This is a genomic window from Siccibacter colletis, assembly GCF_000696575.1.
In the GTDB taxonomy this organism is placed as follows: Bacteria; Pseudomonadota; Gammaproteobacteria; order Enterobacterales; family Enterobacteriaceae; genus Siccibacter; species Siccibacter colletis.
Window position 1 is genome coordinate 213,245 of the sequence record NZ_JMSQ01000008.1, and the last position, 19,441, is coordinate 232,685.

Below are 19,441 nucleotides of genomic sequence, written 5' to 3' on the forward strand. Positions count from 1 at the left end.
GCTCCTTATCAAGGCGCCACGGTTGCCGTGGCGCTGCGCGTTTATTTATCAAACAGATAGTGGTTAACCAGGTTCTCTAATAGCTCCTGATGCCCGCTCTGATGGCGCGGTGCCAGATTGTGTTCCCCGGCGTACTGTGCCAGTTCGGCGAGGCTCATTTGGCCTTTGAGGATTTGCTGACCCAGCTCGCCGTTCCAGCCCGCGTAACGCTTCGCCACGCGTTTATCCAGCTCGCCCGACTCAATCATACGCGCAGCCACTTTCAGGGACAGCGCCATAGTGTCCATCGCGCCGATATGCCCGTAAAACAGGTCGTACTTATCCGTGCTCTGGCGGCGCACTTTGGCATCGAAGTTGAGGCCACCGGTGGTGAACCCGCCCGCTTTGACGATTTCATACAGCACCAGCGCGTTCTCCTCAACGCTGTTCGGGAACTGGTCGGTATCCCAGCCGAGCTGCATATCGCCGCGGTTAGCATCCACCGAGCCGAAAATACCCAGCGCGATGGCCGTGGCGATTTCATGGTGGAAAGAGTGGCCCGCCAGCGTCGCGTGGTTTGCTTCGATATTGAGTTTGATCTCTTTTTCCAGCCCGAACTGTTTCAGGAAGCCGTACACCGTCGCCACATCATAATCATACTGATGCTTGGTCGGCTCCTGCGGCTTCGGCTCAATCAGCAGCGTGCCGCGAAAACCAATTTTATGCTTGTGCTCAACCACCATCTGCATGAAGCGGCCAATCTGCTCGCGCTCCTGTCGCAGGTCGGTGTTGAGCAGGGTTTCATACCCTTCACGCCCGCCCCACAGCACGTAGTTTTCGCCGCCCAGTTTATGGGTGGCGTTCATGGCGTTCACCACCTGGGTGCCAGCCCAGGCAAAAACCTCCGGGTCGGGGTTGGTCGCCGCGCCTGCGCCATAGCGCGGGTTGGTGAAGCAGTTCGCCGTTCCCCACAGCAGCTTCACGCCGCTTTGCTGCTGTTTTTCGCTCAGCACGTCTACCATCCGGGCAAAATTGTTCTGGTATTCGCGCAGCGAGCCGCCTTCCGGCGAGACATCGACATCATGGAAGCAGTAGTACGGCACGTTCAGCTTGTGGAAGAATTCAAACGCCACATCGGCTTTCTGTTTCGCCAGCCCCAGCGCGTCTCCCGCCTGTTGCCACGGGCGTTCAAACGCCCCGACGCCGAACATATCCGCGCCATTCCAGCAAAACGTATGCCAGTAGCAGGCGGCAAATCGCAGATGCTCTTCCATGCGCTTGCCCAGCACTTTTTCGTCCGGATTGTAATGGCGAAACGCCAGAGGATTGCTTGTTTGCGGGCCTTCATAGCGTATACGTTCAAGCTGATCGAAATAAGCGTGCATAGTTAACTCCATCGTCGGGGAAACATTGTTATGAGCTGATGGAATTATTCTGGATATCCACTCTGCATTGCTCAATTACGTTATTTAACACTGCAATTAAGAGAATACCCAAACGTGCGCTGGCTCGCAAAATCGCGGATTATTTACTGTGGCAGCGCTTCCGCTTCACGCTGCAATAATTGTTTTATTTATTTTAAAATACGATCGCGGTCATAAATCAGGAAATAAACCAAAAAACATAAAGCCGGGATAAAAATCTGTAATTGCGCCATTGCGGTAACGCGTTAAAAATTCCACCGGTGTTATTCGCTCCATTCTTTACTTTTTATTTGTCAGAAACCGAAAAATTCACCCTACTACAGGTATTAACAATATGAAGATAAAGAAACTTTTCCTCACGCTTTGCGCCTCACTATTGCTGACCAGCTTTGCGGGTCAGGCAAAAGACATTAAAATCGGTATGGCTATTGACGACTTACGTCTTGAGCGCTGGCAAAAAGATCGGGATATTTTCGTCAAACAGGCGGAGTCGCTGGGTGCCGACGTTTTTGTACAGTCCGCCAATGGCAATGAAGAAACGCAAATGTCGCAAATTGAAAATATGATTAACCGCGGCGTTGATGTCCTGGTGATAATTCCCTACAACGGTCAGGTATTAAGTAACGTCGTCAAGGAAGCGAAGCAGGAAGGGATCAAAGTACTGGCCTATGACCGCATGATTAATAATGCGGATATCGATTTTTATATTTCGTTTGATAATGAAAAAGTGGGCGAATTACAGGCGCAAAGCCTGATCGAAAAGGTGCCTGAGGGAAATTATTTTCTGATGGGCGGCTCACCGGTGGATAATAACGCCAAGCTGTTCCGCGCCGGTCAGATGAAAGTGTTAAAACCGCTGATTGACGGCGGAAAAATTAAAGTGGTGGGCGACCAGTGGGTTGATGGCTGGCTGCCGGAAAACGCGCTGAAAATCATGGAAAACGCCCTTACCGCCAACAATAACCATATCGATGCGGTGGTGGCGTCTAACGATGCGACCGCAGGGGGCGCAATCCAGGCGCTGAGCGCTCAGGGGCTGGCCGGTAAAGTTGCGATTTCCGGTCAGGATGCCGATCTTGCCGGCGTAAAACGTATTATCGCTGGCACCCAGACCATGACGGTCTATAAACCCATCACCGAACTGGCGACCACGGCGGCAACCATCGCCGTAGAGCTAGGCAACGATAAAACACCGAAGACTGACGCCACGCTGAACAACGGTCTGAAGGATGTTCCCTCCCGTCTGCTGACGCCTGTCGAAGTGGATAAATCCAATATCGACAGCACGGTCATTAAGGATGGTTTCCATAAGAAAAGCGATCTCTGACCGGTACGCCCCTCCCGCGCAGAGAGAGGGGCGTCTGGTGCAGCAACAGCACCGTTTGCGGAGGGGTTATGCCTCACTTACTGGAAATGAAAAACATCACTAAAACCTTCGGCGTGGTAAAGGCGCTGGACAACATCAGCCTCGCGCTGGATGCCGGCGAAGTGGTGTCGCTGTGTGGAGAAAACGGCTCCGGCAAATCGACGTTGATGAAAGTGCTGTGCGGCATCTATCCGCACGGTAGCTATCAGGGCGAGATCTGGTTCGCCGGTGAGAAGCTGGAGCCAGCCCACATTCGTGACAGCGAACGCAAAGGCATTGCGATTATCCATCAGGAGCTGGCGCTGATTAAGCACCTGACGGTGCTGGAAAACATCTTTCTTGGCGCGGAGATTTCCCGGCGCGGCGTGCTTGATTACGATGCCATGACGCTGCGCTGCGACAAGCTGCTCTCGCAGGTTAACCTGCGGGTTTCTCCGCACACGAAAGTCGCGGATCTGGGGCTTGGCCAGCAGCAGCTGGTAGAGATTGCTAAAGCGCTGAACAAGCAGGTGCGGCTGCTGATCCTCGACGAGCCTACGGCTTCCCTGACCGGGCAGGAGACCACCCTGCTGCTGGATATTATTCGCGACCTGCAGCAGCACGGTATCGCCTGTATCTATATCTCCCACAAGCTCAACGAGGTGAAAGCCATCTCGGACACCGTCTGCGTGATCCGCGACGGGCAGCACATCGGTACCCGCAGCGCCGCCGGAATGCGCGAGGAGGAGATCATCACCATGATGGTGGGCCGCGAGCTGACCGCCCTCTATCCGACCCGGCAGCATCAGCCAGGCGAAGAGATACTTCGGGTGGAGCATCTCACCGCATGGCATCCGGTGAACCGCCATATTCGACGGGTCAACGATCTCTCTTTCTCGCTACGGCGCGGTGAAATCCTCGGCGTCGCCGGGCTGGTTGGCGCCGGACGAACCGAAGCGGTGCAGTGCCTGTTCGGCGTCTGGCCGGGGCGGCGAGAAGGTACGTTCTATATCGACAATCAGCCGGTGGAGATTTCCCATTGCCAGCAGGCCATCGCGCACGGCATCGCCATGGTGCCGGAAGACAGAAAAAAAGACGGCATCGTGCCGGTGATGCCGGTCGGCCAGAACATTACGCTGGCAGCGCTCGGCCAGTTCGCCGGGCCGCTTAGCGCCCTGGATGACGCCGCCGAGCAGCTGTGCATTACACAGTCCCTGCAGAAACTGAAAGTGAAAACCGCGTCGGCCGCGCTGGCGATTGGCCGCCTAAGCGGCGGCAACCAGCAAAAAGCGATACTGGCACGCTGCCTGCTGCTCAACCCGCGCATTCTCATTCTTGATGAACCGACGCGCGGCATTGATATCGGGGCCAAGCAGGAGATCTACAAACTCATCCACCAGCTGGTGCAGCAGGGCATCGCCGTGATCGTTATCTCCTCTGAGTTACCGGAAGTGCTGGGGCTCAGCGACCGGGTACTGGTGATGCACGAAGGTCAGCTCAAAGCCGATTTACCTAACCACAGCCTGACGCAGGAGCAGGTGATGGAAGCCGCACTCAGGAGCGAACGTCATGTCGAAAAGCAACCTGTCTGACCTGAAAATCGCCGCCCCGCTGATGACGCCGGGCGGACGTCTTAAATCCATGAACCTTCAGGTGTTCGTTATGATCGCAGCCATCGTGGCGATCGTGCTGTTCTTTACCTTTATGACTGACGGGGCGTATCTCAGTGCGCGTAACGTCTCCAACCTGCTGCGCCAGACGGCTATCACCGGCATTCTGGCCGTCGGGATGGTCTTTGTGATTATCTCTGCCGAAATCGACCTGTCGGTTGGCTCAATGATGGGGCTGCTCGGTGGCGCGGCGGCGATTTTCGATGTCTGGCTCGGCTGGCCGTTGCCGCTGACGGTGGCAGTAACGCTGCTGCTCGGCTTGCTGCTGGGTGCCTGGAACGGCTGGTGGGTGGCCTACCGCAAAGTGCCGTCGTTTATCGTGACGCTGGCGGGCATGCTGGCTTTTCGCGGTATTCTTATCGGCATTACCAACGGCACCACCGTCTCGCCCACCAGCGCGTCCATGTCGCAGATCGGGCAGAGCTATCTCGCAGACAGCATCGGCTTTCTCATCGGTCTGCTTGGTCTGCTGCTGTTTATGGCCTGGCAGTGGCGCGGCCGCCAGCGTCGCCATTCATTGGGGCTGGCAGCACAACCCGCTCGCGGTGTCGTTGGCAAGCAGGCTCTGATTGTGGTGATTGTGCTTGGGGCAATCTGGCTGCTCAACGACTATCGCGGCGTACCGACGCCAGTATTGATTCTGGCGCTGCTGATGCTGGCGGGTATGTTCATGGCAACGCGTACCGCCTTTGGCCGGCGTATTTACGCCACCGGCGGCAACATCGATGCGGCGCGACTGTCGGGTATCAACGTTGAACGCATCAAGCTGGCGGTATTTGCTATCAACGGTCTGCTGGTGGCGGTGGCAGGTCTGATCCTCAGCTCGCGCCTGGGAGCCGGGTCGCCGTCAGCCGGGAATATTGCAGAGCTGGACGCTATTGCCGCCTGTGTGATTGGCGGCACCAGCCTGGCAGGCGGTATCGGCAGCGTAGCCGGTGCCGTGATGGGCGCATTTATCATGGCCTCGCTCGATAACGGCATGAGCATGATGGACGTCCCTACGTTCTGGCAGTACATCGTGAAAGGCGCAATCCTGCTGCTCGCGGTATGGATGGACTCCGCCACCAAGCGTCGCGCCTGAGCCGAAAACTATGCCTGTATCACACTGCCTGCCCGCCACGCGCCGGGCGGGCGTTGAATATGCTATTGAAGTAGAGGATAAGCTCTCAGGAAAACCATCACATGTTCGGGAAACGTCATCGCATTACGCTGTTGTTCAATGCCAATAAAGCCTATGACCGTCAGGTGGTGGAGGGCGTTGGGGAGTATTTGCAGGCGTCCCAGTCGGAGTGGGATATTTTCATTGAAGAGGATTTCACGGCGCGGATTGAGAACATCAAAGAGTGGCTGGGAGACGGCGTCATCGCCGATTTCGACGACCCGGATATTGAACGCTTGCTGGGGGATGTCGAGGTGCCCATCGTTGGCATGGGCGGTTCCTATCATCAGCCGGAGCACTATCCGCCGGTCCACTACATCGCCACCGACAATCACGCGCTGGTGGAGAGCGCGTTTTTACATCTCAAGGAGAAAGGCGTACACCGCTTCGCTTTTTACGGCCTGCCGGCCTCCAGCGGCAAACGCTGGGCCGCAGAGCGCGAACATGCGTTTTGCCGCCTGGTGGCGCAGGAGCAGTATCGCGGCGTGGTGTATCAGGGGCTGGAGACCGCCCCGGAAAACTGGCAGCACGCGCAAAACCGCCTTGCCGACTGGGTGCAGACGCTCCCACCCCAGACAGGCATTATCGCTGTAACCGACGCCCGCGCCCGCCATCTGCTCCAGGTCTGCGAGCACCTGCACATACCCGTGCCGGAGAAGCTGTGTGTGATCGGCATTGATAACGAAGAACTGACGCGCTATCTGTCGCGCGTCGCGCTCTCCTCGGTGGCGCAGGGCACGCGTCAGATGGGCTACCAGGCGGCAAAACTGCTGCATCGTTTGCTGGATAACGAAAATATGCCGCTGCAGCGCGTACTGGTGCCACCGGTGCGGGTGGTAGAGCGCCGTTCTACCGACTATCGCTCACTGAACGATCCGGCGGTGATTCAGGCGATGCACTACATTCGGAACCACGCCTGCAAGGGTATCAAGGTGGAACAGGTGTTAGATGCGGTGGGGATTTCGCGCTCCAATCTGGAGAAGCGTTTTAAAGAGGAAGTGGGTGAAACCATCCATGCGGTGATCCACGCCGAAAAACTGGAGAAAGCGCGCAGCCTGTTAATTTCCACCTCGCTTTCCATCAACGAAATATCACAGATGTGTGGCTATCCGTCGCTGCAATATTTTTATTCGGTATTCAAAAAAGAGTATGGCACCACGCCGAAAGAGTATCGGGAGCGGCACAGCGAAGTGGCGGTGTTACCCTGATTACCGCGTCGGGTAATTCCGGAGGCCGGAAGGGAGGCTGGCCGCTGGAAATAAAAAAACCTGGCCGTTGCGCCAGGTTTTTCAGTTACCAGTTAGCTTAGTTCGCCGGCATCAGGTTGCGATTGTCCTGATACATGGCAAACAGGTAGTTATTGTAGCTTTTCCCTTTCGTGGAATAGCCCTGCAGCTTGTGGATCATCTTACTGGCAGTGACTTCCTGATCCGCACGACGCAGCTGGGCGCGTGATTTGCGGAACGAACTGTAAGCCTGATGGGTGTTCAGGTTCATGGCGTAAGCATTGACCGACTCTTTCACCGTTTTATAGTGCAGGTAGCCTTTCACTTTTCCCGGCTCGCTGTTGCAGTGACGCTGCGAGCAGCGCATACCGAACAGATTATTATTGGTGCGCGCCAGTTTCGACGTGCCCCAGCCGCTTTCGGCCGCCGCCATCGTGGCTACCATGCTGGTGGGGATGATGTCTACGCGCTCAAGCAGCGTATTCCAGGGAATATGACGCGTGTTACCGCTCCATTTCACTTTGTAGCGCTGGGTAATATCTTTCATGCGTGCGCGTTCAGAAGGCGACCAGCGTTTCTCATACTGTTTTGAGATAAGCCAGTTACGCTCAGCGGTAATCGCTGCATTTTGACTGGTAATGAAGGGCATCACTGTCCGGAGAAACGCTTTTTTTCTTGGGGTCCCGGAAGGGTATTTTCGCAAGTCAGGAAGTGAACTGCTTACACTATTGCGAGAATACTCTTTTTTACTACTAGCCAGCTTCTTACCATGTACTTTTGTCACTCGGTGCTGATGACTCGATGTTTTGTCATGCTGGCTTGCCAGCACTTCACCCGATAAACCGAAGGTGAATAACACGAGTATCGCAGCCCCGAATCGTCGGATTCGAGTCGATATCATTAGGTCTCCTGGTCGGATAGACGCATCCCAACACCTTATTTTTAATCGAAATTCAGGATCTGAATCCCAAATCATACCAAAAATAATACTCGAGGGCACGTTTATGAATAATCTAATTCCTAAAACTTGTCACGTAGGTTTTTCATAACACCCTGATAAATTAATAAAAAAATTTCATTTATGTTCATATACGCCATTAAGTGAGCTGGATCACTCAACCTCACGTTTCATCCCCTTTTCTCATCGTCCAGGATGAGGCTGCAGCCCGCGCCAGCTGCGACAATGGATAAAAAACGTACCGGAGATCGCGATGAAAGCTGCTGCACTCACCCTGCTCATTTTCCCGATGATGGGCTGGGCAAACTGGTCGTCATCTGGCCTGCCCGATTTTACTGCCCAGGGTAGCGGATTGTTTGTCAGTAAGGGCGAATTGAAAAAAGGCAGTCATCCGTTAACGTTCACGACCAACGGTGCCTGCTGGCAACCTGCTACGGCGATAAAACTGAATCAGGTGCTGTCGCTGATGCCCTGCAACGGCGCGCCGCCGCAGTGGCGGTTGTTCCGCGACGGGCTGTACAGCGTACAGATTGATACCCGCTCCGGCACGCCAACTCTGCTGCTGAGCGTGGCGCAGGCGGAAGATAACGTACCGGCGGAGATAGCGCGTCAGTGTCCGAAATGGAACGGAAAACCTGTCACCTTAGAAGTGGGTGATGCCTTCCCGGAAGGCAGCGACGTCAGGGATTTCTACAGCGGTGCCACGGCGCAGGTGCGCGACGGGAAAATCACCCTGACGCCCGCACCTGCCAGCAATGGTCTGCTGCTGCTCGAAGCGGCGACCACCGCCGCGCCAGCGCCCTTTAGCTGGCAAAACGCCACCGTCTATTTCGTGCTGACCGACCGCTTCGCCAACGGCAACCCGCAGAACGATAACAGCTATGGCCGCCGTAAAGATGGCATGCAGGAGATCGGCACCTTCCACGGCGGCGATCTGGCCGGGCTGACCGGCAAGCTTGACTACCTGCAGGCACTCGGCGTTAACGCCCTGTGGATCAGTTCGCCGCTGGAGCAGATCCACGGCTGGGTGGGCGGCGGCACCAAAGGTGATTTCCCGCACTACGCCTATCATGGCTACTACACCCAGGACTGGACGCGGCTGGACGCCAATATGGGCACCGAAGCCGAGCTGCGTCAGCTGGTGGACGAGGCGCACCGGCGTGGAATGCGCATCCTGTTTGACGTGGTGATGAACCACACCGGCTACGCCACGCTGGCGGATATGCAGGAATTTCAGTTCGGCGCGCTTTATCTGAATGCCAGCGAACGCGAAAAAGTGCTCGGTCAGCGCTGGAGTGACTGGCGTCCCACCGGGAATCAGACCTGGCACAGCTTCAATGACTACATTAATTTCAGCGACAACGCAGCGTGGGAAAAATGGTGGGGTAAGGCCTGGGTGCGCACCGATATTGGCACCTACGACAGCCCGGGCTATGACGACCTGACGATGGCGCTGGCCTTCTTACCGGACCTGAAAACCGAATCCACCGCGCCCTCTGGTCTGCCGAATTTCTATCAGCACAAACCGGATACCGCCGCCCGAATCATGGCGGATGCCACGCCGCGTGACTATCTGACCCACTGGCTGAGTCATTGGGTTCGTGAATACGGCATCGACGGTTTTCGCGTCGACACCGCTAAGCACGTTGAGATGGACGCCTGGCAGCAGCTGAAAACCGAGGCCAGCGACGCGCTGGCAGCCTGGAAAGCGGCCAATCCGGCGCAAAAAATTGACGACGCGCCGTTCTGGATGACCGGCGAGGCCTGGGGCCACGGGGTCATGCAGAGCCGTTACTATCAGCATGGCTTCGATGCGATGATCAACTTTGATTATCAGGAGCAGGCGGCGAAAGCGGTCGATTGCCTGGCGAACATTGACCCTGTCTGGCAACAGATGGCGGGAAAGCTGCAAACGTTCAATGCGTTAAGCTACCTCTCTTCACACGATACGCGTCTGTTCCGGGAAGGCGGCCAGCAGGCCGCGGAGCTGCTACTGCTGGCTCCGGGCGCGGTACAGATCTTTTACGGGGATGAAACCCTGCGCCCCGTCGGCCCGACCGGCTCCGATCCGCTACAGGGCACCCGCTCGGACATGAACTGGCAGGACGCCGACGCGGCGCAGGCAGCCACCGTGGCGCACTGGAAAACGCTGGGGCAGTTCCGCGCACGGCACCCGGCGGTTGGCGCAGGCACGCAGACTACGCTGCCGGTGAAGCAGGGCTATGCGTTTGTGCGCGAACACGCCGGGGATAAGGTGCTGGTGGTCTGGGCCGGGAAGCGAGAATGAGTCGCGCAGTGGTAAACGCGTAACGCGCCGGGGCGGTTAATCACGAGATACTCGCCCCACCGCTGCGCTTCATGAAGTAAAAATCCAGTAAATCTGGATATGTTAGCATTAACGCCTGGCATCCAGCGTGGGCGGCGATTTGCACCTCGCAGGCTGTAGCGTTATGGTGAGCGACTTTACCACTTTGTACGACAGATTAACCGCTATGACGTTTTCCCTTTTTGGTGACAAATTTACCCGCCACTCAGGCATCACTCGCCTGATGGAGGATCTCAATGATGGCCTGCGTACCCCAGGCGCCATCATGCTCGGCGGCGGTAATCCGGCGCAAATTCCGGCGATGAACGCCTACTTTGAATCTCTGCTGGGGGAAATGCTACAAAGCGGAAAAATCACCGAGGCGCTGTGCAATTACGATGGCCCACAGGGCAAGAATGCGCTGCTCAACGGGCTGGCGCAGATGCTGCGTGAAACCTCGGGTTGGGACATTGGACCACAGAATATTGCGCTGACAAACGGCAGTCAGAGCGCGTTTTTCTACTTGTTTAACCTGTTCGCCGGGCGACGCGCCGACGGCAGCACCAAAAAAGTGCTGTTCCCGCTGGCGCCGGAGTACATTGGTTATGCCGATGCCGGGCTGGAAGAGGATCTCTTTGTTTCCACGCGGCCGAACATTGAGCTGCTGCCGGAAGGCCAGTTCAAATATCACGTTGATTTCGAGCACCTGCACATTGGCGATGATACCGGCATGATCTGCGTGTCGCGCCCTACCAATCCCACTGGCAACGTCATTACCGATGAAGAGCTGATGAAGCTGGATGTGCTGGCGAATCAGCACGGCATCCCGCTGGTGATCGATAATGCCTATGGCGTACCCTTCCCCGGCATTATCTTTACCGACGCCCGCCCGCTGTGGAACCCGAATATTATTCTGTGCATGAGCCTTTCCAAGCTCGGCCTGCCGGGCAGCCGCTGCGGTATTATCGTGGCGAATGAGAAAATCATCTCCGCTATTCGCAATATGAACGGCATCATCAGCCTGGCACCGGGCGGTATCGGCCCAGCGATGGCCTGCGAGATGATTGAGCGCAACGATCTGCTGCGTCTGTCGGAAACGGTGATTAAGCCGTTTTACCAGCAGCGGGTACAGGAAACAGTGGCCGTGATCCGTCGCTATTTGTCACCGGCGCGCTGCCTGATCCACAAGCCGGAAGGCGCGATTTTCCTCTGGCTGTGGTTTAAAGATCTGCCGATCACCACCGAGCTGCTGTACCAGCGCCTGAAAGCGCGTGGCGTATTGATGGTGCCGGGCGACTACTTCTTCCCCGGCCTCGATAAGCCCTGGCCGCACACCCACCAGTGCATGCGCATGAACTATGTACCGGACCCGGAAAAAATCGAAGCGGGCGTCGCTATCCTCGCTGAAGAAGTGGAACGCGCCTGGCAGGAAGCTTCTCCGAACAGCGCAATGTGAACACCTGCGGCCTTCCACCTGGAAGGCCGTCTCATGTTTTCGTGCTTGCAAAAAAATCTTATTTTTCAAAGTGAATATTTGCTGCGTCACACAGGTAGTGCATAAATAAAATAACGCAATATCAATTAACCTTAAATTAAAAAATAATTAACCATCACTTAACATCGTTTTAAGGCTTACTACCAGACCAAACGGTAAATATTTAAGCAATTGATTTTATTTATTATTTATATTAACTCCTCAACTCTTAAATTTTATTAAATTTGATCCATATCTCGATCAAAAATAATTCTGCATATATTTATCTGCCGTAGTAGCTACCGATTAATTACCACTTACACTTATTACTACGCCGTCCGGCGTTTAATTCTGTGGAGTATGGTTATGGCTTCTAATAACGTTAGCCACCTCAGCGTCATCGCAGTGGCGGTACTTCTTGCATTCTCTCTGACTGCCTGCAGTGGAAGCGGCGGCGGTTCCCATCACACAGCCAGCAATAATCCCCCCACCGGGACTGACGGCGGAGACGGATCGGGCGGTGGTTCTGGCGGCGGAAGCGGTGGCTCCGGTGGCGGTTCAGGCGGTGGCTCCGGTGGCGGTTCAGGCGGTGGCTCCGGCGGCGGTTCAGGTGGTGGCTCCGGCGGCGGTTCTGGTGGTGGCTCCGGCGGCGGCACCGGCGGTTCAACCGCAGGCGTGAATACGATTCTGGGTGACGTCGGCGATACCGTCACCAGCGTCGGCACCACGCTCGATAATCTCGGTAGCCAGTTACCCAACGATAATCCGGTCACCTCAACGGTCTCAACAACCGTCAGCGGGCTGGGTAGCGCGGTGCAAACCACCGGCACGGGTATCGCCACCGGTATTGGCGACCCGACAAATGCTAACGGCGTCGGCACCACGGTGAAAGGCGTTACCACCACCGTCACATCGCTCGGAAACACCGTCTCCGATGTCGGCACTCACCTCGCCAGCTCGACCGCCACCACGCCGCTGGGCGGGGTAACGGGTGTGGTCGGCTCGGTGGTCAACAGCACCGGTGAAGTGGTGAGCGGCACCGGCGGCGCACTCACCTCCGTGGTACAGAGCAGCGGCGTCACTAAAGTGACCACCGGTACAACATCACTGGTGAATCACACCGTTAACGGCGTGCAGGGTGTCACCCAGGGCGTCGGCACGACAACCGGGCTGGGTACGCCGGTCAATAACCTGTTAACCAGCGTTGGTACTTCCGTCAGCGGCGTCGGCACCAAAGTGGGCACCGGCAGCCCGGCGTTAAGCGGCGTCGGCCAGGTAGTACAGAACCTGGGGCAGACCGTCACCGACGTGGGCGGGCTGGTGAAACCCACCGCCAGCAGCGGCAGTTCCAGCGGTAGCGGCAGCGCGGGCGTCGCCGCAGGCGCTGGCGTCAGCGTTGGACAAGGCGGGCTCGCCGCCGCCGTCGGCACTACCCTCAATGGCGTAACCTCCGGCCTGACCGCAGGCCTGGCAGCCAACGTCAGCAGCACATCCACCAACACCGGGACCGGCAGTACCACAACAACAGGGCCGATCAGTGGCCTCACCACTACCCTTGGCGGGATCCTGACGCCAAAGAGTAAGTAATCACCCTTTAGCGCCCCCGGCAACCGGGGGCGTTTTCCACAGCATGACTGCTCAGCCCATTCCGGGCGTTTCGGGAAAGGGATCGCACTATGAAAATGCCACTCTCTGCCGTGCTCTTATGGAGCGCCGTATCGGGCGCTGCGCTTGCCGATACGCTTCCTGCGCTGATTGATACCGCTAACCCCGCCAGACCCGCGCGTGCCGTGCCAACGCCGCAATCCCAGGCGGAAAACGCACCTCGCGTGAGCGTGCCGAAATCTGCCGCCGCGCTGACTCCTGACACACCGATCCGCGTCGGTCATATCCAGTTTATTGGCGGCACGGTGTACTCCCTGAAGTCGCTGCTGGCACCCTTTCGCCCCCTGGCGGGCAAAACCGTACCGCTGAAGACCATCGTCAGGCTGGCGACAGAGATTACCGAGCGCTACCGCGCTGACGGCTATCCGCTCTCTTACGCCTGGCTACCAGACGATAACTTTCACAACGGCATCATTAAAATCGTGCTGGTCGAGGGTTACGTGGCGCACAGCGATGTGAAAAGCAACAACCCGCGCACTGCAGCACGCCTCACCCGGCTGGCGACGAGCATCATGCAGGAGAAACCGCTGCGCCAGGAGACCTTCGAGCGCCACAGTATTCTGATGACCCGCACGCCGAATACCAAAGTGGATGCCAGCGCCCAGTTGCCAAAGAACATCTACGGGGCCGGGGTCATGCAGGTGCAGGCCACCGAGCCGCGCCTCTGGGATCTCTCCTCCACGCTGGATGCGCGTAAGGGCCAGAACATGGCGCTGGTGAATGGCTCGCTCAGCAATCTGACCAGTTATGGCGACCAGCTGGGCGTCGCCACGCTGGTACCGCTGGATAACGACACGGATAAAACCTATTTTGGCCTGAACTGGCAGCAATTCCTCAACGATGACGGGCTGTCGATGCAGCTCAAAGGCAGCTACTACCGGGACGACCCCAGCGACTACGATCCGCTGCTGTATCTGCCGAACGACATCACGCTCGAAGCCCGGAAAAAGGCGACCCAGTACACCGGCGGAGCCAGTCTGAGCTACCCGCTGATCCTGACGCGTAAAAAGCAGCTTGGCGTCACCGGCGGCATTGATTACAGCGATCGCCGCAACGACTACGACCTGCGGGCGCGCGGCTTCGGAGAAACCCTCGAGCTGCCCGGCGAGAGCCAGCATGTGCGCTATCCGGCGCTGGAATTTGGCGTAAACGGCCTGCGCGAGTGGGAGAAAACCAGCGTCAGCGGACGCCTGACCCTGCGTCAGGGCGTGGACGCGCTGGGTGCCAGCGCCTCGCCGTCTCAGGGTACCGATCTTGATTTCACGCTGTGGAAAAGCAACCTCGACGCCGCCTGGCTGGTGGCGGAAAAGTGGCGGCTCTCCGGTGCGCTGGAGGGTGCCTGGTCGGATAACGATCTGCCTGAAACCGAGCGTGTCAGCTTCGGCGCGCAGCGCTTCGGACGGGGTTACCCGGATGGTGAAGCGAGTGGTGACTACGGCTATGGCGGGCAGATTGAGCTGCGCTATCTGCACATGCGCAAAGAGAGCACCTGGCTGAGCACGGTGCAGCCTTATCTGCTGGCTGACACCGCGCGCACGCGTTTCAATCAGCCCGCGTTCCGCGGTCAGACGCTGGGATCGGTAGCGGGCGGCGTGATGTTCGGCGATAACCGTCACTACAGCCTGACGCTGGAAGCAGCACGGCCCACCGGCGATCTCCCGTCCGATGCCAGCCGCCGCGACTGGCGTTACAGCCTGACGGTAAGCTGGAATTTCAATAACTTGCGGTAAAGAGCGGACGCGTAATCATTACGCTCCTTTACAGATGCGATGGAAAATCTCGACCATACTTAAACCATCGCTTCGGTTACGGGAATCACTATGCGTCAATTTATTGGCTTCGACATTGGTGGAACGCACGTCAAGCATGGCCTCATCACTGAAGAGGGTGAGGAGCTGCACAGCGACGAGTATGACACTCACTACGATCTGGACGAGTTTAAAACGCACTGGCAAAAGGTGGTGCGCGAGTATCAGGACCAGCATGAGATCGCCGGTATCGGCGTCAGTTTCCCCGGCTACATCAATCCGCATACCGGCGAAATGCCGAAGGCCGGATCGCTGGACTTTATGGACGGCGTTAATCTGCTGGAGCTGTTTGGCGAGCTGACCGATCTGCCGGTGACGGTGGAGAACGATGCCAACTGTGCTGCGCTCGGCGAGCAGTGGCGCGGCGCCGGGAAAAAGTATGATTCGCTAATTTGCATGACCATCGGCACCGGGATCGGCGGCGGTATTATCCTTGAACGCCAGCTGATGCGCGGATCGCACTTCCGCGCCGGTGAATTCGGTGTGATGCCGGTGGGCGATAACGGCGAAAACATGCATGAGATCGCCTCCGCGCGCGCGCTGACTGAGGCCTGCCGCCAGGCACTGGCGCTGCCGGCTAATGAACCGCTGCACGGCAAAGAAATTTTTGAACGGATGGAAAACGACGGCCACCTGCGTGAAGTGGTGGAGCGCTGGGCCGCCTACCTGGCGCGCGGCATTTACAGCGTGGTGGCGCTGTACGACCCGCAGGTACTGCTGATTGGCGGCGGCGTCAGCCAGCAGAAAGAGCTGTATCCGCTGCTGGAACGCCATCTGGAAAAATACACGTTCTGGGACGCGTTGCGGGTGCCGGTGCATCCCTGCGAGCTCGGCAATCAGGCTGGCCGCCTCGGTGCAGTCTGGCTGGCAAGCCAGAAGCAGAAATAGCGTTAAGGAGGGGGTTCGCGTTAAACGGTGGGTGCGCGTCGCTTACCCACCCTACAACTGCGCCTTCCCGTAGGGTGGGTAAGCGTAGCGCACCCACCATAAGCCCATAAGCCGACGCGTGGCCCCATCCGGCATTAAACCGCCGCGCCACGGTGAACGGAACCTCGCCGCAATCCCATACACCTCGCGCCGAAACGGTAGCTCCGTTGTAAACGGCGGATACGCAAACCCACCCTGAATGTACGCCCTATGCCTCCTTCCGGCTGAATAACCGCTCATCGCGCAACAGGTGGGTATTTCCTTTGCGGCGGGTAAAGCCGATGCGGTCGAAATACTCCAGGATCTGAATCGCCAGCTTGCGGCCCACGCTCAGACGATCGCGGAAATCTGCCGCCACCGTTGACCCCTTATCACGATCCAGATCGCGAATCATATCGGCAAACTGCACAATCCGATCGTTACGGTAATAACGATCTTTGACGATCGCGGTAATCAGCCCCTGCTGGGCGGCACGGCGTAGCAGCAGACGCGTCTCCTGCTCGTCCTCACCCACTTTCGACGCCACGTCGCGCACCCACCAGGGGTCATCACCAAACAGCGGCCTGATACGGTCCCAGCGCGCCTGCTGCTCCTGGCTGAATCCGGCTTCATGGCCCGGCAACGAGAGCCAGCCCTGCTGGCTTTGCAGCTCGCCCGCCTGACGCATGGCATCCAGCAGCGCCAGCACCAGCGCCTCAGGTTCGGTGGGCAACGCCATGCGGCGCAGACGTTCCCGGCCCGGCCCCGGCTCGTCGGCATGCTGTTCGTGGTAACGCGCGAGGGTGGTCAGCAGCGTGGTTTTCCACTCCTGCGCCAGCGCATCGCTGACCAGCATCCCACCCGCTTCAATACCGCTCACCTGCCCGACCAGACGACGCAGCCCGGCATCGCTCAGCTGCCGCGCCCACGCAAATGCCTCAAGGCGCACCGCGCCGCGATCCAGATGCCGCGCCAGCGCGTGCTCATCCGGCGTCGCCTGCGCCAGCTGCATCAGCCAGGCCAGGTACGCCGGCTTGCGTTTCCCGCGCCGCGGCGAGTCGACGAGGATCACCCGCGCTCCACCGAGGGTCGCCCGGGCGGAGATATCGCGCAGGATCAGACGATCGTTATCCGCCACCCACAGCGGCGTATCAAACACCAGCTCCGCCAGGGTGTCGGTGAGCAGCGAGACGCGGCCCGTCACGTGGCTTGCCGCGTGATGCACATGCACCGGCTGCCACTGGCTCAGCGGCGCATCCGCGCGGAGTTCAACGATGACCCGCTCCGACGGCGCGTCGGGTTCGCGCGCCAGCAGCCAGTCACCACGGCGCACCGCCTCTTTCTCTACGTCACCGCTGATGTTCAAAGCGATACGCTGCCCGGCATGCGCATCGGTGGCAGGCTGGTTCTGGGCGTGCAGGCCGCGCACGCGCACCGGCGTAGCGGCTCCCGTTAACCAGAGGGTATCGCCCACGCTCACCGTGCCCGAGAGCGCGGTTCCGGTCACCACCAGCCCGGCGCCCTTCACCGTGAAGGCGCGGTCAATTGCCAGACGAAAACGCTGATGCTCCGGGTGCGGACGCGGGGCGAGCTGCCGCAGATGCTGTTGCAACTCTGTAATACCCTGCTGCTGCGCGGCGGCGGTGACAAACAGCGCCACATCATGCCAGCCCTGTGCCGTAAGAGTGTCGAGCACCGCGGCGCGCACCTCTGCGATACGCGCCTCGCTGACGCGATCGGCTTTGGTCAACGCGACGGTGATGGCTGGCTGTCCCGCCAGGCGCAGGATCGCCAGATGCTCGCGCGTCTGCGCCATCACCCCATCGTCGCAGGCCACCACCAACAGCGCATGGTCTATGCCGCCTACGCCCGCCAGCATATTGGCGAGAAACTTCTCATGGCCCGGCACGTCAATGAAGCCGATCACGCGTCCGTCGGGCTGCGGCCAGTAGGCATAGCCCAGATCGATGGTCATGCCGCGCTTTTTCTCTTCCGGCAGCCGGTCGGCATTCACGCCGGTGAGCGCTTCCAGCAGGGTGGTTTTTCCGTGATCGACATGTCCGGCAGTAGCAATAATCATTTCAGCAACATCTCCATCAGGCTGGTATCCGCGTCCAGGCAGCGGAGATCCAGCCACAGCCGCCCGTCGTACAGCCGGCCAATCACCGGCACCGGCAAGTCACGCAGCGCGCGCGAGAGCGCCTGCAGCTCGCTGCCGCGTCCGCTATGAGGGGTTAAGGTGATGGCGGCAGAGGGCAGCCGGTCAACCGGCAGTGAACCGCTGCCGATCTGCGACAGGCAGGGTTCCACCGTCACCGCGAAGCGTTCGCCGAAGCGGGCCTGAAAATGGGGGATAAGACGCGTGGCCTGAGCGTGGATCTCGTCTGCGCTGCGGGTCAGCAGCCGCAGCGTCGGCAGACGTTGCGCCAGCGTTTCCGGCTGGCGATACAGGCGCAGCGTGGCATCCAGCGCGGCGAGGGTCATTTTATCGGCGCGCAGCGCGCGTTTGAGCGGATGCTGCTGTAGCTTCTCAATCAGCGCCTTTTTGCCAACGATAATGCCCGCCTGCGGCCCGCCCAGCAGCTTATCGCCGGAGAAACTGACCAGGCTGACGCCGGCGCGGATCAGATCGCGCACCACCGGCTCTTTCGGCAGGCCGTACTGGCTGAAATCCACCAGCGAGCCGCTGCCGAGATCGGTAATCACCGGGACGCCGCACGTCTCGCCGAGCTGTGCCAGCTCCGCTTCGTCCACCGCTTTGGTAAAACCTTCAACATGATAATTGCTGGTGTGGACCTTCATCAGCAGCGCGGTCTGATCGTCCAGCGCGCTGCGGTAGTCCTTAAGATGGGTACGATTGGTAGTGCCCACTTCCACCAGCTGGCATCCGGCCTGGCGCATAACATCCGGAATGCGGAACGCACCGCCGATCTCCACCAGCTCGCCGCGCGAAACCACCACTTCCCGGCCGCTGGCGGTGGCGGCCAGCATCAGCAGCACTGCCGCCGCGTTGTTATTGACGATACAGGCGTCTTCCGCCCCGGTCAGCTCGCACAGCAGCGCCGCCAGCGCCTGGTCGCGATGCCCGCGTCCGGCCCCGTCGAGATCGTACTCCAGCGTTACCGGCTGGCGCATCGCCTGGGTCACTGCCGCGATCGCTTCGTCAGCCTGCTGCGCACGCCCAAGATTGGTGTGCAGCACCGTCCCGCTCAGGTTAATGACCGCCCGCAGCGCCGGGGCATTCTGCGCGACGAGTTGCGCCTGCGCCTGCCCGGCCCAGTCATTGCACCAGGCTGGCAGCGCCCCGGCGTCCCGAATAGCGTGGCGCGCCGCCTGCTGAAGCTGTTGCAGCACGGTCACTACCTGCGTGTGGCCCCAGGTTTCCAGCAGCGGAGAGAAGCGCGCATCGCGCAGCAGACGATCGGTGGCAGGAAGCTGACTGTAGAGCGAACGGTTTTCGGTTGTCATGAGCGAGGCCTGGCTGAGAATGTGTACACCGCAACACCATTACTGTGCGGGGCG

Annotated in this window: 13 protein-coding genes; 9 read left to right on the plus strand and 4 right to left on the minus strand. The window is 58.7% G+C overall.

What is annotated here, in order from left to right:
• Window positions 1–41: 41 nt before the first annotated feature.
• Window positions 42–1,364 (minus strand): xylose isomerase, encoded by a 1,323-nt coding sequence (gene xylA, locus ET34_RS0111105; protein ID WP_035891222.1) that lies wholly within the window; start codon window positions 1,362–1,364, stop codon window positions 42–44.
• A gap of 373 nt (window positions 1,365–1,737) precedes the next feature.
• Here xylA and xylF point away from each other — a divergent pair, with 373 nt between their 5' ends.
• The 4 genes from xylF to xylR all read left to right on the plus strand — a co-directional run bounded on the left by xylF (window position 1,738) and on the right by xylR (window position 6,785).
• On the plus strand, window positions 1,738–2,730 hold the full coding sequence (gene xylF / locus ET34_RS0111110; protein WP_031522051.1) for a D-xylose ABC transporter substrate-binding protein: 993 nt from the start codon (window positions 1,738–1,740) through the stop codon (window positions 2,728–2,730).
• A 68-nt stretch (window positions 2,731–2,798) separates the two neighbouring features.
• Window positions 2,799–4,340, plus strand: coding sequence for a xylose ABC transporter ATP-binding protein (locus ET34_RS0111115; protein WP_031522052.1), 1,542 nt, complete (start codon window positions 2,799–2,801; stop codon window positions 4,338–4,340).
• Window positions 4,318–5,499, plus strand: coding sequence for a xylose ABC transporter permease XylH (gene xylH / locus ET34_RS0111120; protein WP_031522054.1), 1,182 nt, complete (start codon window positions 4,318–4,320; stop codon window positions 5,497–5,499). Before ET34_RS0111115 ends, xylH begins: the two co-directional genes overlap by 23 nt.
• A 101-nt stretch (window positions 5,500–5,600) precedes the next feature.
• Complete coding sequence (xylR, locus tag ET34_RS0111125) at window positions 5,601–6,785, plus strand: D-xylose utilization transcriptional activator XylR (protein WP_031522055.1); 1,185 nt, start codon at window positions 5,601–5,603, stop codon at window positions 6,783–6,785.
• A gap of 97 nt (window positions 6,786–6,882) precedes the next feature.
• On the opposite strand, the gene ET34_RS0111130 is transcribed toward xylR, so the two are convergent.
• On the minus strand, window positions 6,883–7,704 hold the full coding sequence (locus ET34_RS0111130; RefSeq protein ID WP_072002011.1) for a protein bax: 822 nt from the start codon (window positions 7,702–7,704) through the stop codon (window positions 6,883–6,885).
• Window positions 7,705–8,014: 310 nt separating this feature from the next.
• On the opposite strand from ET34_RS0111130, the gene ET34_RS0111135 reads away from it, so the two are divergent.
• From ET34_RS0111135 to ET34_RS0111155, 5 genes are all read left to right on the plus strand, one after another.
• Window positions 8,015–10,048, plus strand: a complete 2,034-nt coding sequence (locus ET34_RS0111135) for an alpha-amylase (RefSeq protein ID WP_031522058.1) — start codon at window positions 8,015–8,017, stop codon at window positions 10,046–10,048.
• Between the two features lie 205 nt (window positions 10,049–10,253).
• A complete protein-coding gene (gene avtA / locus ET34_RS0111140) occupies window positions 10,254–11,522 on the plus strand; it encodes a valine--pyruvate transaminase (protein ID WP_035891226.1) in 1,269 nt (422 codons plus the stop codon).
• 384 nt (window positions 11,523–11,906) lie between these two features.
• Window positions 11,907–13,127, plus strand: coding sequence for a collagen-like triple helix repeat-containing protein (locus ET34_RS0111145; protein WP_031522062.1), 1,221 nt, complete (start codon window positions 11,907–11,909; stop codon window positions 13,125–13,127).
• Window positions 13,128–13,216: 89 nt separating this feature from the next.
• Complete coding sequence (locus ET34_RS0111150) at window positions 13,217–14,935, plus strand: ShlB/FhaC/HecB family hemolysin secretion/activation protein (RefSeq protein ID WP_031522065.1); 1,719 nt, start codon at window positions 13,217–13,219, stop codon at window positions 14,933–14,935.
• A 90-nt stretch (window positions 14,936–15,025) separates the two neighbouring features.
• A complete protein-coding gene (locus tag ET34_RS0111155; protein WP_031522066.1) occupies window positions 15,026–15,901 on the plus strand; it encodes an ROK family protein in 876 nt (291 codons plus the stop codon).
• 247 nt (window positions 15,902–16,148) lie between these two features.
• Here ET34_RS0111155 and selB read toward each other — a convergent pair whose 3' ends face one another.
• Both selB and selA read right to left on the minus strand, forming a co-directional pair.
• Window positions 16,149–17,999, minus strand: a complete 1,851-nt coding sequence (selB, locus tag ET34_RS0111160) for a selenocysteine-specific translation elongation factor (RefSeq protein ID WP_031522068.1) — start codon at window positions 17,997–17,999, stop codon at window positions 16,149–16,151.
• Window positions 17,996–19,387, minus strand: coding sequence for an L-seryl-tRNA(Sec) selenium transferase (gene selA / locus ET34_RS0111165; protein ID WP_031522070.1), 1,392 nt, complete (start codon window positions 19,385–19,387; stop codon window positions 17,996–17,998). Before selA ends, selB begins: the two co-directional genes overlap by 4 nt.
• Window positions 19,388–19,441: the final 54 nt, after the last annotated feature.

Bases quoted from the DNA above. Each gene is read 5' to 3' on its own strand.
- ET34_RS0111155 (WP_031522066.1), top strand. From the start codon at position 15,026: ATGCGTCAATTTATTGGCTTCGACATTGGTGGAACGCACGTCAAGCAT.
- ET34_RS0111150 (WP_031522065.1), top strand. From the start codon at position 13,217: ATGAAAATGCCACTCTCTGCCGTGCTCTTATGGAGCGCCGTATCGGGC.
- xylR (WP_031522055.1), top strand. From the start codon at position 5,601: ATGTTCGGGAAACGTCATCGCATTACGCTGTTGTTCAATGCCAATAAA.
- ET34_RS0111145 (WP_031522062.1), top strand. From the start codon at position 11,907: ATGGCTTCTAATAACGTTAGCCACCTCAGCGTCATCGCAGTGGCGGTA.
- xylF (WP_031522051.1), top strand. From the start codon at position 1,738: ATGAAGATAAAGAAACTTTTCCTCACGCTTTGCGCCTCACTATTGCTG.
- ET34_RS0111115 (WP_031522052.1), top strand. From the start codon at position 2,799: ATGCCTCACTTACTGGAAATGAAAAACATCACTAAAACCTTCGGCGTG.
- ET34_RS0111135 (WP_031522058.1), top strand. From the start codon at position 8,015: ATGAAAGCTGCTGCACTCACCCTGCTCATTTTCCCGATGATGGGCTGG.
- selB (WP_031522068.1), bottom strand. From the start codon at position 17,999: ATGATTATTGCTACTGCCGGACATGTCGATCACGGAAAAACCACCCTG.
- xylH (WP_031522054.1), top strand. From the start codon at position 4,318: ATGTCGAAAAGCAACCTGTCTGACCTGAAAATCGCCGCCCCGCTGATG.
- ET34_RS0111130 (WP_072002011.1), bottom strand. From the start codon at position 7,704: ATGATATCGACTCGAATCCGACGATTCGGGGCTGCGATACTCGTGTTA.
- xylA (WP_035891222.1), bottom strand. From the start codon at position 1,364: ATGCACGCTTATTTCGATCAGCTTGAACGTATACGCTATGAAGGCCCG.
- selA (WP_031522070.1), bottom strand. From the start codon at position 19,387: ATGACAACCGAAAACCGTTCGCTCTACAGTCAGCTTCCTGCCACCGAT.
- avtA (WP_035891226.1), top strand. From the start codon at position 10,254: ATGACGTTTTCCCTTTTTGGTGACAAATTTACCCGCCACTCAGGCATC.